Here is a 14,285-nt window from a genome sequence, read left to right on the forward strand (position 1 = left end):
TTAAGATATTTGCACTATCAGCCTCTTTTTAGCTATGCGGTATTTATTAGTTTTATTGTCCTTTTTAGGTTTTCAATTCTTTGGTTTTGCACAACAACAGTCGCTAGACCTTATTCCAGTACCTAATAAAATCACGTACGGCGAAGGGACCTATACCTTTGTGACAACAGGAACACCTCTTTATATAACGGAAAGCTTCACCGATTTAGGGGTGCTGCTCTCGGAATATCCTCAATTAAAGATATCTACCACGGAGATTCTTAAAAAAGTAGGTAAAAAGCATAATCAAGGTATCCGACTTTTTCAAGCAGAGGATATCGATAAAATTGGCCCTAAAGCTTACCGGCTCACTATAGATAACAGCGGAATCCTACTCAAAGCACACAACAAGGAAGCTATGCTTTCTGGTCTTTACACATTAATACAAATCGGGTTACTGCAGGAACAACCTCAATATATACCGCAGGTCACGATAGACGATAGTCCACGCTTTTCATACCGCGGCTTACACCTTGACGTTTCTCGCCATTTTATGCCGCTTTCTTTTATAAAGAAGTATATCGATGTTATGGCGCTGTACAAATTCAACGTGTTTCATTGGCATTTGACTGATGGTGCAGGATGGCGCTTGGAAATTAAACAGTATCCCGAACTTACCCAAAAAGCAGCCTGGCGTACCCATGCTTCCTGGAAAGATTGGTGGAATAATGGCCGTCAATACATAGAGCAGGGTGCTCCGAATGCCTATGGCGGCTATTATACACAAGAGCAAGCCAAAGAGCTGGTCGCGTACGCCGCCAGTAAAGGGATCACCGTCATTCCAGAGATAGAAATGCCCGGGCACAGCGAAGAAGTGCTGGCCGTATACCCACACCTGGCTTGTACAGGCAAACCGTATACGCAAGGTGAATTTTGTATCGGAAACCCGGAGACGTTTGTCTTTCTCAAGAATGTCCTCGATGAGGTATTAACCATTTTCCCTTCACCGTACATCCATATCGGAGGCGATGAAGCTGAAAAAAAGCACTGGGCATCATGTGATAAATGCCAAAGTCTAAAGAAAAAAGAAAACCTTAAGGATGAGCATGAACTGCAAAGTTACGCCATAAAACAAATGGATGAATACTTACAAGCGAAGGGACGCAAACTTATTGGATGGGACGAGATTTTGGAAGGTGGCCTGACCAAAGGAGCTACGGTTATGAGCTGGCGTGGCGAAGAAGGGGGCATCAAAGCGGCCAATGCAGGGCATGATGTGATTATGACGCCAGGTGAATACCTTTATTTTGATAGTTACCAAACAGACCCACGCTCACAACCTGAAACAATTGGTGGTTACCTGCCTATTGACAAGGTATACGCTTACAACCCTATTCCAAAAGGAATCGAAAAGGACAAAGAGAAACATATTCTTGGGGCGCAGGCGAACTTATGGGCTGAATATATGCCAACATACCAGCAGGTAGAATATATGGCATTCCCGCGCGCGTTAGCCTTAGCTGAAATCAATTGGACAAACCAAGAGAACAGAAGTTGGGTGGATTTCAAAGCGCGATTACAAAAACATTATCGCATTTTACAAGAACTGGATGTCAACTACTACAGGCCCTCCTACGATGTTCGATCTGAAGTAACTTTTCACCCAGATCGTAAAAGCAATACCGTCTCTTTAACTTCAGAACAGACAAACCCTGTCATTTTTTACACGACGAATGATGCCATTCCAACCAGTAAATCGACACGCTATACAAATCCAATTGAACTCGCAGGATCGCACACGATAAAAGCAGCTTCATTTATTGATTCATTCCGTGTCAGTGCAGTCGAAAATATCCGACTGGATATCCATAAAGCGATTGGCATGAAAGTCTACTACAACACCCCGTGGGAAGGTTATCCGGCACAAAAAGAACTAACCTTGACCAATGGTATCAATGGCGGATTAACCTATCAAGACAAACAATGGCAGGGCTTTACTAAAGATATAGATCTATATGTCGATTTTGAACGCAGAGAAGAAATCAAGTCGGTAACTATGCGCTTTATGCAAATGCCTGGTCCGGGAGTTTATTTCCCTGGTGTTTACAAAGTATACCTCTCCGATAATGGCAAGAATTACCGGGAAGTAGGTGTCATCACCAATTATGAGGACACACAGGATCCAAAGCTAAGGTTTAAAACCTTTACCTATACATTGGATAAACCACAAATGGCACGCTATGTAAAAGTGGTCGCTACGAATCCTATGAAAGGTTATTTATTTACGGACGAGCTGATAATATATTAAGAAAGTCATATCGACTTTCAACAAAGTAAAAAAAATACATCTCATTTAATAAAAAAAATGTAACTTTGCACTCCGACAAAGCAGTCGGAATACCTCCTCGTAATAAAAGGCATTTTTCCTTGCTTTGCCAACACAACACAGTGAAAGTTAATTTTTTGAAAAAGAAAAATAATGCCTAGAAACACCTCCATTAATTCAGTTTTAATCATTGGTTCGGGACCTATTGTTATCGGTCAAGCCTGTGAATTTGATTATTCAGGATCTCAAGCTGCCCTTTCTTTAAAAGAAGAAGGTATTAAGGTATCCATCATCAATTCGAACCCTGCAACGATTATGACCGATAAGGTTATTGCAGACCATGTTTACTTGTTACCCCTAACATGTGAAAGTATCGAGCAGATTTTACAAGAACAACAGATTGATGCTGTTCTCCCTACGATGGGTGGACAGACAGCATTGAATCTTTGTATCGAAGCTTCTGAACTTGGCCTTTGGGAAAAGTACAATGTAAAAGTAATCGGTGTGGACGTTGCTGCGATTGAGAAAACAGAAAATCGTGAAGCATTCCGCCAGCTGATGGTTGACATCGGTGTAGGTGTAGCTACTTCTAAAATCGCGAACTCTTTCCTTGAAGGAAAAGAAGCCGCACAAGAGATTGGTTACCCACTGGTTATTCGTCCTTCTTATACACTAGCTGGTACTGGGGGTGGGTTTGTGCACCGCAAAGAGGATTTCGACGCTGCTTTAAATAGAGGTTTACACGCTTCACCAACCCACGAGGTGCTTGTTGAACAAGCGGTATTGGGCTGGAAAGAGTTTGAGTTGGAGTTACTTCGTGACACAAATGATAATGTAATCATCATCTGTACGATCGAAAACTTTGACCCGATGGGTATCCATACGGGAGACTCGATCACTGTAGCACCAGGTATGACTTTATCTGACAAGTGTTACCAAGATATGCGTAATCAAGCGATCCGCATGATGCGCTCTATCGGTACTTTTGCAGGCGGTTGTAACGTACAGTTCTCGGTTAATCCAGAAAACGAAGAAATTATCGCGATCGAAATCAACCCGCGTGTATCTCGTTCTTCCGCACTAGCTTCTAAAGCGACAGGTTACCCTATCGCAAAAATTGCCGCTAAATTAGCGATTGGTTACAACTTGGATGAACTTCAAAACCAAATTACTAAAACAACATCGGCTTACTTTGAGCCTACGTTGGACTATGTAATTGTTAAGATTCCTCGTTTTAACTTTGATAAGTTCAAAGGCGCAAATAAAGAATTAGGCCTTCAAATGAAAGCTGTAGGTGAAGTTATGGCAATCGGCCGTACGTTCATTGAAGCGTTACAGAAAGCATGTCAATCCTTGGAAACAAACCGTTGGGGGTTGGGGGCCGATGGCCGTCAATTACGCAACTTAGAAGATATTATGGAAAGCTTGGAGCACCCAAGTGGTGACCGTATCTTCCATATCAAAGATGCATTCGAATTAGGTGTTCCGTTGGAATCTATTCGCAAAGCGACACTTATCGACAAATGGTTCTTAGTTCAAATCCAAGAATTAGTACACTTAGAAACAGAATTACGTAGATATCAGTTAAATAATATTCCACGTGACTTCTTTATGACCTTGAAACAAAAAGGGTACTCTGATGCACAGATCTCTTGGTTATTAGGTAATGTGAGTGAAGATGAGGTTTACGATCGTCGTAAAGAACTTGGCATCAACCGCGTATACAAAATGGTAGATACTTGTGCAGCGGAATTTCCAGCACAAACGCCATATTACTATTCGACATTTGAAGATGAAAACGAATCGATCGTATCGGACAAAAAGAAAATTGTTGTATTAGGCTCTGGTCCTAACCGTATCGGACAAGGTATTGAGTTTGATTACTCCTGTGTTCATGGCCTGTTAGCCGCTAAAGAATGTGGTTACGAAGCGATCATGATTAACTGTAACCCGGAGACGGTTTCTACCGACTTCAACATGGCTGATAAATTATACTTCGAGCCGGTATTCTGGGAACATGTACGTGAAATCATTGAGCTCGAGAAACCTGAAGGTGTAATCGTTCAGTTGGGTGGCCAAACAGCTTTGAAAATGGCAAAACAATTAGAAGCATTAGGTATTAAAATCATTGGTACTTCTTTTGAAAACATGGACTTAGCAGAAGACCGTGGCCGTTTCTCAGACCTATTAAAAGATTTAGATATTCCTTACCCTCAATACGGAGTTGCGACCTCTGCAGAAGAAGCTTTAGTTGTCGCAAACAGAGTCGGTTATCCGGTATTAGTACGTCCGTCTTATGTATTAGGTGGACAAGGAATGAGTATTGTGATCAATGATGAAGACCTAGAGAAAGCAGTAGTGAACTTACTAAAGACACTACCAGGTAACCAAATCTTAATTGACCACTTCTTGGATCGTGCGGAAGAATCTGAATCAGATTCCATCTGCGACGGTGATGATGTACATATCATCGGAATGATGGAACACATTGAGCCTGCAGGTATTCACTCTGGAGACTCTTCGGCAGTACTTCCTCCGTTTAGCTTATCCGAAAATGTTCAAAAGAAAATGGAAGAGTATTCCGTTAAACTAGCAAAAGCTTTAAATGTAAAAGGTTTATTGAACATACAGTTTGCGGTTAAAGACGAGAATGTATTCGTAATCGAAGCCAATCCACGTGCATCACGTACGGTTCCTTTCATCGCAAAAGCTTACGATGTTCCTTACATCAAGATCGCAACAAAAATTATGCTTGGTGAGAACAAGCTTAAAGACTTCAATATTGAGCGCAAGCTGACCGGATGGGCAATTAAAGAGCCAGTATTCTCTTTCTCTAAATTCCCTGAGGTTGACAAGCAGTTAGGCCCTGAAATGAAATCAACAGGTGAAGCGATTCGCTTTATCAAGGATCTACACGACCCTTATTTCAGAGAGCTTGTAGCTAAAAAATCAATGTTCTTAAACGCACAATAAGCTGTCGTAGAACGATAAAAAAACCTATCCAAATTGGATAGGTTTTTTTATGTCTATTGCTTTATATCTTGAACACAGCGAAAGCCCACATTATTTGTCGGGCTATTCACCTCCCCTTTCCCTCTACTTCCTGCTTTATATCGTTCACAGTACTGATCGTTACATAAAAATGAACCACCTCTTTGCACACGCTTGACCATCCCAGGCTCTTGTGGATCGTGCGATTCAGCAGGTCCCTTAGGATTCGTTTTAGGACTAGTCGCATAATAATCGGCCTTATAGTAATCCGAGCACCATTCCCAAACATTCCCTTCTAGATCATACAGTCCCCAAGCATTAGACGGAAATGATTTAACAGGTGCTGTAGTTTCAAATCCATCTTCCTTACTATTTTGTTTCGGAAACTCTCCCTGATAAATATTAGCCAACCATCTCCCTTTTTCCTTTTTCTCTGTGCCCCAATAATACGTTTCATTGACATGCTTTCCAGCTTTAGCAGCATACTCCCATTCGGCTTCTGTTGGCAATCGCTTTCCAACCCATTTCGCATAAGCTTCAGCATCTTGGTATGCCAGTTGTGTTACGGGATGATCTTCCCGTCCTTTAATCGTACGATCTGGTCCTTCGGGTTGCTTCCAATTTGCTCCCGGCACATAACTCCACCACTGCAAATAGTCTGACAAACTGGTGGCGTCGCTTACTGGTGTAAAGACCGCTGATCCCGGTACTAACATCGCTGGATCGGCATCAGGAAACTCTTTGGGATCCAATGGTCGTTCAGCTAAAGTAACATACCCCGTTGCTTTTACAAAAGCAGCAAACTGTCTATTGGTCACTTCATGCTCATCCATGTAGAATGAAGAAACCACGACATCATGTATAGGTTGCGCATCTGGAAAACTATTTGATCCCATTTTAAAGGTTCCTCCCTGTATAAACACCATTTTTACCCCATCCTTTCCTGTGCCACCGTACTGCACCAAATTACGATCTTGTGGTGCAAAACGGGAAGGAATAGCCCCTACATGACATACAGAGACCGAGTCTGAAACTGTCGTTTGTATGACCTTAGCTTGATTAGTCGGAAGCTGACAGGCATATAGAAATAAGGGAGATAGGTATAGGAGATGTTTAAATTGCATAACAGGTGAACTTAACAAAAAAGGCTGTACCCTAAAGATACAGCCTTTCTTTAATATTTTAAGAAAGATAGATTAATCTATTTTCAGTTGATTCTTTTGATCTTTTGATACTTTTGGACGGATGCCCGTATTACCACCACCGTTCAATGTTAAATCATGTGGTTTGTTGGTTTTCCAAGCACCTTTTGTAAAGTCTGGAATCAATACCGTTTTGCTGTTCTTAGCTACGGACTCACAGCTCAATGGCACAATAACACTCCATGACGCGCCGTCGTAAACGTCCTGATCAAGAGGTAAACCGTTACGTAAACAGTCGATCAAACGCCAATCCATCATAAAGTCCATACCACCATGTCCACCAACTTCTTTTGCCTGTGCACCGATGTACTTGATCAATTCTGGTGTATATTTGTCGTACAAACCTTTTAATTCGTCTTCTTTAATAAAAGAGTGTCCAAAGGCGATGCCTTCTTTTGGATATTTTTGTGCAAATCCTTTCGTTCCACTCAATAAGTGAAGTCTCGAGTAAGGACGTGGTGATGTAACGTCATGTTGTAACATCATAGTCTTACCGTGTTCTGTCTTGATCAACGTAGTATCCATGTTTCCGCGGTATCTCTGTCCCACAAATTCTTGGAAGAAAGAATCTTTTGCCGCTAATTCCTTTGCCTTTTCACCCATTTGGAAATCTGCAGATTGCATAGCCACAAGATGTGTCATGCGGTCACCTCTATTGATATTCAAACATTGTGCGATTGGTCCTACACCATGTGTCGGGTATAAGTTACCGTTCATTTTGATGTTCTGACGTAAACGCCACATATCATCATATCCTTTTTTATTAAAGTTCAAGTCTAATAAATCGTGGATATATGCCCCTTCTGCGTGAACTAATTCACCAAATAAACCTTGACGTGTCATATTTAATGTCAGCATCTCGAAGAAGTCATAACAACAGTTCTCCAACATCATACAGTGTTTTTTCGTTTCTTCTGAAACTCGAACCACTTCCCAACATTCTTTTACTGTCAAGCCAATTGGCACTTCACTCGCTGCGTGCGCACCTGCTTTCATCGCAGCAATACACATCGGAGCATGATATTGCCAAGGTGTACAGATATAAACTAAATCTAACTCTACCTCTTTCAACATCTGTTGCCAGCCGTTTTCACCGGAGTAAGATTTCGCTTCCTTAAGTCCTTTGTTTGTTAGAATTTTCTGTGCTTTCTCTACGCGATCGGCATGTTTATCACAAAGGGCAACAATTTCAGCTCCTTCAATATACGATAAACGATCTACCGCACCTGGCCCACGCATACCCAAACCAATTACAGCTATACGGACTTTATCAATCTTTGGAGCCGCATAACCCGTCATATTGAACGCTGGAGCTGCAGCAAACGCAGCATTGTTAATAGACGGAAGGGTAATAGCCACACTCGACAATAGTGAAGCTTTCTTTAAAAAATCTCTTCTATTAGAACTCATAAGTTTAGATAAATTTACTTTTACATTAAAGGGGACAAATAAGCGTCCCCTCTAAAATCACCTATTTTAAAACAAACTAAACAGTCTATTTGAAATAACCTATTGACACTGATAATAGGACACAAATGGTTATTGTTCGAGGGATTCTCTTTCCCTTTACTTCTACAAGTATAGGTGTATTCAGAGGTAAAAAAAAACCAAAATCTAAAGCAAACGTTTGCTTAATTTTTTTCAAACAAAAATGATACAAACTTGGTACAAAGGACTTAATATAAAAAAGACACAATCAGCCTCCGAAAAAAACGAAAGCTGATTATGTCTGTATACTATCTAAATCAGGAGGTGTAAAACCGCAATAAAAGGCGTTATAGTTCGAGTTGACCTATTAACTCTTTCAACTGTATCTCTGTCAACTTTGCCTGTAAACGTGCAGCATTGGAGCGCGATACGGCATTTATAAAGTTCTCCTGGGCATCGCGAAACTCAACCGCACTAATAGAACCAATGGTATATTTTGCCAAAGTAATATCTAAATTTTGGCGCGCTATAGCTTCATTTTTATCCTCTAACTTCGTTAGCTGTAAGTTGGTTAGATAGGTCTCATAAGCGGTCTTAATACTGGTTTTTATAAACAGTTGTTGTTGCTCGAATTGTAGCGCTACCTGATCTATTTGCCGCTTAGCAACACGCTCATTCCGACGTTGATTAAAACCGTCGAAGATATTCATAGAGGCTGTGACACCATAATTCAAGCCACGAGCATTGGAACTTGAGACAAAACCTAAGCTCGATTCGGACCGCGAAAAATTATAACCACTATTCACGCGTACGACAGGGTAACGCGATGCTTTAATATTCTTTAAGTCAAGTTCTGCAAGGCGTTTATTAATCATGATGAGCTGCAAATCTGGATTGAGCTGTTTTGCTTTATCTAGCAAATCATCATAAACCAATCCCTCGTCAATACTTACTAGCCGATCGACATGAAACGGCTCATCCAGATCACGTGCCATAAGACTATTCAGGTTTGTTTTCATGTTTTTCACAACCTCCACTTGTCGCAACCTTGTGGATACATCGCTATTGAGGTTTACTTGTACATTGAGGACTTCAAGTTTAGATGCCTTACCAATAGAATATCTATTTTCTGCAGTACGTAAACGTTCTTGCGAAATAATAATATTAGAATCCATGGCACTCAACAGATTCTCCTGCTCAACAATCATATAATACTGGGTAATGACATCTGCGATCGTGGTTAACATAGTCCGCTTTAGTTCCGCATCACCCAACTTCTCCATTTCTTGCAACCTTTCGTAACGGGTAAACATCCCTAAACCGTCAAAAACTGTCCAACCTAAACTCACCCCATAAGTAAGGTTATTATTTTTCGCATTATCTAAAGAGCGTTCTTCACCATTACTCTGCACCTGACGCGAATTTTGAACACTATTATTCTGTGTTAAGTTTGCCGTAACAGAAGGTAACATGCCCGCATTTCCATGTGTCACATTTTCTTTTGCTATAAGCAAATTATTCTGTGATAAACGAACGGCATAATTATTTTCAAGTGCAATTTCCACCGCTGTCCGAACACTCAATAGCGACTGTCCCAAACTTGCTGTTGCTTGTAGCAAAAACAGACAACAAATACCTATAATTCTATGTTTCATCTAATCCTCTATCGTATCAAATTCTGGACGATGCACTTTTTTTCTGGACATCATCATATAAAAAGCAGGAATAACAAAAAGTGTCAAAACCAATGAAAACAACGTTCCTCCTACAATAACTACCCCCATTCCGATCCTACTGGTGGACGCTGCTCCCAAAGACAAGGCGATTGGCAATGCCCCCAAGGCAATAGCCAAGGAAGTCATTAAAATAGGTCGTAATCTAGCTTCTGAAGCCTCAACAACCGCTTGGTACTTCTCCAAGCCTTGCTCACGTAACTGATTGGCAAATTCTACAATCAAAATTCCATTCTTTGTAACGAGCCCAATAAGCATAATGGTACCTATCTGGCTGAAAATATTCCACGACTGACCAAATAACCAAAGGGAAAACAGAGCCCCTGCAACCGCTAAGGGAACGGTGATAATAATAATCAGAGGATCAACAAAACTTTCAAATTGGGCAGCTAATATTAAGAAAATAAGCAATACTGCTAAACCAAAAGCGAACATAGTATTGGAACCACTTTCCACAAAATCACGTGATTCTCCCCCTAGATCAGTTGTAAAAGTTTCATCCAACACTTTTTCTTTAATACGTTCCATCGCCTCAATCCCCTGCCCCATGCTACGACCGGGCGCTAACCCTGCCGATACTGTAGCCGACATATACCGGTTGTTATGATAAAGTTGTGGCGGACTGCTTTTCTCCTCCATCTCTACAATATTATCCAGCTGGATTAACTCCCCTCTATTATTCTTCACATAAATCGTAGCCAAATCTGTTGGCGTTGCACGATCTTTACGATCAAATTGCCCCATGACTTGATATTGTTTACCATTCATCATAAAGTAGCCGAAACGCTGTCCTGACAGAGACATTTGCAACGTTTGCGCGACATCTAAAACAGATACTCCCAAGGATTGGGCTTTCTCCCGATCTATGGTAACATATATTTCCGGTTTATTGAATTTAAGGTTGACATCGGTCATCGAGAACGTATTATCCTTCGCCAATTCCTCCATAAATTCAGGAATTTTTTCCTCTAATTTCTGAAAGTTGGGAGCCTGGATAATATACTGGATAGGTAAACCACCACGTCGATTCACTGAAATTGTAGGCTGCTGCGAAACCGCTACGCGCGCTTCTGAATAAGATTTTGTGATTTTTGAAAGGTAGTTAGCGATCTCTTCTTGCGATCTGGTTCTCTCTTCCGCCGGAACCAATCCTAAACGAACCATACCACTATTAGAAGATGCTGAACCAAACCCTGGCGATGTAATTACTAAACTCACTTTCTTTTCGGGAACAGAATCGTTGATGAGCAGGGTCAAGTCTGTCATAAACCGATCCATATAGTCGTATGATACACCTTCTGGTGCTGTAGCACGTAAGCTTACATAGCTACGGTCATCGTATGGAGCTGTTTCTTTCGGAAGCAGCTGATAGAAGAGGGCGATTAGTCCAAAACAAACTAATAGCACAACGAAACTTAGCCATTTATACTTTAAGAATCCGCGTAAAAAACTGGCATACTCCTTATTCATAAGCTCAAAATAACGCTCCGTCCGCATATAAAACTTACTACGCTTTTGTTCGCCTCCCTTCATCAAATATGCATTAAGCATAGGGGTCAATGTAAGTGAAACAAAGGCTGATATTAACACAGCGGCGCCGATAACGATACCAAACTCTCGAAATAATCGTCCCACGAACCCTTCCAGAAAAACAACCGGAAGAAATACCGCGGCTAAGGTTACTGATATGGAAATTACAGCGAAGAAAATCTCATTTGAGCCTTTAACAGCTGCTTCGATCGGAGACATACCTTCTTCTACCTTTTTAAATATATTCTCCGTTACAACAATACCGTCATCTACCACTAATCCGGTGGCCAAAACAATAGCCAGCAACGTAAGAACATTAATCGAAAATCCGCATAAGTACATCACAAAGAACGTAGCTATTAAGGAAACGGGAATGTCAATAAGAGGCCGAAAAGCAATGGACCAATTCCGGAAAAAAATATAAATAATAATTACGACCAGAACCACCGCAATAAGTAATGTTTCAACCACCTCCAGCACAGACTTCTTTACAAACTGTGTATTATCAATGGCTACATTCATATCGAAACCTTCGGGCAGGTCGATTTCCAGCTTATCCAACTCATCGTAAAATTTGCTCGCTATATCCAGGTAGTTTGTCCCCGGCTGTGGGATAACCGCTAAACTAACCATTGGATAACCTGAATCAGACATCTTGGTCTCAAAGTTTTCTGCTTCCAACGCAGCATTTCCAATATCGCTAAGACGAACAATACGATCGTTATCCGAACGTACGATGATTGAATTAAATTGTTCTTCTGTGGCAAGGTTGCCAATAGTTTTTACTGTTAATTCTGTATTCTGTCCCGTCAATTTACCGGAAGGTAATTCTACATTCTGCGCATTTAAGGCTGTACGGACATCCAGCACGGTTAAACCATAAGCGGCCAGCTTACTTGGGTCTATCCACAAACGCATCGCGAACTTCTTTTGTCCCCATATTTGAACAGAACTGACTCCAGGAATAGTTTGTAAACGTTGTGCAACCACATTCTCAGCATAGTCAGATAGCTCTAATACATTTTTTGTAGAGCTCTGCAAAGTCAACGTAATAATCGGTTCTGAATCGGCATCTGCTTTGGATACAACCGGAGCCGCATCAATATCTTGCGGTAAACTACGCTGTGCCTGTGAAACTTTATCCCGCACATCATTTGCTGCCTCTTCAAGATTTTTATCTAGGTTGAACTCAATATTGATATTACTAATTCCTTGACTACTGGAAGAAGAGATGTTCCGAATACCATCAATGGAGTTAATAGCCTTTTCCAAAGGTTCGGTAATTTGTGACTCAATAATATCAGGATTAGCACCAGCATAGCTGGTCCGCACCGAGATCTGTGCCGGATCAATGGAGGGATACTCTCGGACACCCAAAAAGGTATATCCAATAATTCCGAAAAGAATGAGCATCAAGTTCATAACGATAGTTAGAACGGGACGCTTTATACTTAGGGTTGATAAACTCATATTCCTGATCTAAACTAACGCAAATTAACTTGAACAGAAGCCCCATCACGTAACGACATAACGCCAGAAGTCAACACCGTATCGCCCGCTATAATTCCCGCAGATATTAACACGTGGCTATCTGTTCGACCTCCCGTCTCCACCATAATCTCCTTCGCTTTACCACCCCGCATAACAAATATCTTCTTGCCATTCTGAACAGGAATTAAAGCCTCAGCAGGCACCAGTAAACCATCCGATAGTGTTTCCAATGGGAAAGTAACACTAGCAAATGTACCAGGGATAAGTTTTCTAGAAGGATTATCAGCGACTCCTTTGACTAATAATGTCCGTGTTGTCGTTTCAATAGTTGGCTCGGTAGCGATAACACGTGCTGTATATGCTTCTTCGCTTCCTTTCACGGTGAAACTGACACGAGTCCCCTTATTTACCATACCCGCATATTTCTCCGGAATAGAAAACAAGATTTTCACTTGAGCCAGATTAACGAGCTGTGCTACCACTGTAGCAGGCGTAACATAACTACCTTTCGAAATATTACGTAGACCAATAGTCCCCGAAAATGGTGCACGTACAACCGTTTTATTTAATTGTGCTTGAATGAGTTGAATTTGAGCTTTAGCGGTTCTAAAATCTGCACTTGCAATATCATACTCTTCCTGACTGATAGCCTCTTTTTCTAAGAGCAATTTGGCTCTTCTTTCATTTTCTCCAGCGAGCGTACTGCGCGTTGTTGCTTGCGCTAATTGCGCGCGAAGCTCTGAATCATTAACCGTAAAAAGAACTTGTCCTTGTCCTACATGATTACCTTCCGAAAAATTGATTGACTCTACAATTCCTGAGACTTCGGAATGTATATCGATCTGCTCATTAGCTTCAATAGAGCCCGATAATGAAATAAAATCAGCAAACTCCTCTCCTCGAACAACAATACCATACACTTTAGCACCTTTACCACTTCCTCCTCGCCCACCACTGGCTGCATTTTGTGCATCCTTCTCCTTGTTTTTGGTAATACGATACCCAACAAGCCCTAGGATCACTAATAACATCACAGTAATAGCAATAATTGATTTCTTTTTCATACAACAGTTTAGTCTGACTTTTAGCAATCTAAAATTAACAAATAATAGACTAGGTTATTGTAATAATGTTATGATGAAGGAGGAAGTAGTTGGGTGCAGTTCGTTGTTGATAGTTGTTAGATGTTAGTTGGTAGTTCATAGTTCATAGTTCTACAGACTACTATCTATGAACTACCCTCTATGCTCTACGAACTATCATGTATTAACAAAAAAGCCCCTCCAGTTTCCTGAAGGAGCTTTCGTATAAAATTAGGCGCCGACCTACTCTCCCACCTGTTACGGCAATACCATCGGCTCTGGCGGGCTTGACTTCTCTGTTCGGAATGGGAAGAGGTAGACACCGCCGATATAGGCACCTGAATATCTTTATATGCTTGCTATAAAATTTAAACAAACAACTAAATAACATATCAGGAAGAAAGAAGGGAAACAAGTAAGAAAACAACAGTGTTTCTATCGCTGTAGAAAGCTTCGGGCTATTAGTACTACTCGGCTTTGGTCTCTCAACCTTTACACCTATAGCCTATCAACGTTGTCATCT

7 protein-coding genes and 1 rRNA gene are annotated in these 14,285 nt (G+C 41.1%); 2 read left to right on the top strand and 6 right to left on the bottom strand.

The genetic code is table 11. From position 1 onward, the window contains the following. Positions 1-34 precede the first annotated feature (34 nt). Both B9Y69_RS18250 and carB read left to right on the top strand, forming a co-directional pair. Complete coding sequence (locus B9Y69_RS18250) at positions 35-2,287, top strand: glycoside hydrolase family 20 protein (RefSeq protein ID WP_085474431.1); 2,253 nt, start codon at positions 35-37, stop codon at positions 2,285-2,287. Between the two features lie 171 nt (positions 2,288-2,458). Then, positions 2,459-5,278 (top strand): carbamoyl-phosphate synthase large subunit, encoded by a 2,820-nt coding sequence (carB, locus tag B9Y69_RS18255; RefSeq protein ID WP_085474432.1) that lies wholly within the window; start codon positions 2,459-2,461, stop codon positions 5,276-5,278. Between the two features lie 53 nt (positions 5,279-5,331). Here carB and B9Y69_RS18260 read toward each other — a convergent pair whose 3' ends face one another. From B9Y69_RS18260 to rrf, 6 genes are all read right to left on the bottom strand, one after another. After that, on the bottom strand, positions 5,332-6,420 hold the full coding sequence (locus B9Y69_RS18260) for a formylglycine-generating enzyme family protein (protein WP_085474433.1): 1,089 nt from the start codon (positions 6,418-6,420) through the stop codon (positions 5,332-5,334). Positions 6,421-6,492: 72 nt separating this feature from the next. After that, positions 6,493-7,908 carry a Gfo/Idh/MocA family protein gene (locus B9Y69_RS18265; RefSeq protein WP_085474434.1) on the bottom strand — a complete coding sequence of 472 codons (1,416 nt, stop codon included), beginning with the start codon at positions 7,906-7,908 and terminating at the stop codon, positions 6,493-6,495. Positions 7,909-8,273: 365 nt separating this feature from the next. Next, entirely contained in the window at positions 8,274-9,581 is a 1,308-nt protein-coding gene (locus B9Y69_RS18270) for a TolC family protein (protein ID WP_085474435.1), read from the bottom strand. Next, positions 9,582-12,659, bottom strand: a complete 3,078-nt coding sequence (locus B9Y69_RS18275) for an efflux RND transporter permease subunit (protein WP_085474436.1) — start codon at positions 12,657-12,659, stop codon at positions 9,582-9,584. It abuts the gene before it with no gap. Positions 12,660-12,673: 14 nt separating this feature from the next. After that, a complete protein-coding gene (locus B9Y69_RS18280) occupies positions 12,674-13,744 on the bottom strand; it encodes an efflux RND transporter periplasmic adaptor subunit (protein WP_085474437.1) in 1,071 nt (356 codons plus the stop codon). Between the two features lie 248 nt (positions 13,745-13,992). Further along, positions 13,993-14,104, bottom strand: a 5S ribosomal RNA gene (gene rrf / locus B9Y69_RS18285). Between the last annotated feature and the right edge of the window lie 181 nt (positions 14,105-14,285).

The organism is Sphingobacterium psychroaquaticum (genome assembly GCF_900177625.1).
Classification (GTDB): Bacteria; Bacteroidota; Bacteroidia; order Sphingobacteriales; family Sphingobacteriaceae; genus Sphingobacterium; species Sphingobacterium psychroaquaticum.

Coding starts and splice junctions, on each gene's coding strand:
- B9Y69_RS18250 (WP_085474431.1), top strand. CDS start 35: ATGCGGTATTTATTAGTTTTATTGTCCTTTTTAGGTTTTCAATTCTTT.
- carB (WP_085474432.1), top strand. CDS start 2,459: ATGCCTAGAAACACCTCCATTAATTCAGTTTTAATCATTGGTTCGGGA.
- B9Y69_RS18280 (WP_085474437.1), bottom strand. CDS start 13,744: ATGAAAAAGAAATCAATTATTGCTATTACTGTGATGTTATTAGTGATC.
- B9Y69_RS18265 (WP_085474434.1), bottom strand. CDS start 7,908: ATGAGTTCTAATAGAAGAGATTTTTTAAAGAAAGCTTCACTATTGTCG.
- B9Y69_RS18270 (WP_085474435.1), bottom strand. CDS start 9,581: ATGAAACATAGAATTATAGGTATTTGTTGTCTGTTTTTGCTACAAGCA.
- B9Y69_RS18260 (WP_085474433.1), bottom strand. CDS start 6,420: ATGCAATTTAAACATCTCCTATACCTATCTCCCTTATTTCTATATGCC.
- B9Y69_RS18275 (WP_085474436.1), bottom strand. CDS start 12,659: ATGAGTTTATCAACCCTAAGTATAAAGCGTCCCGTTCTAACTATCGTT.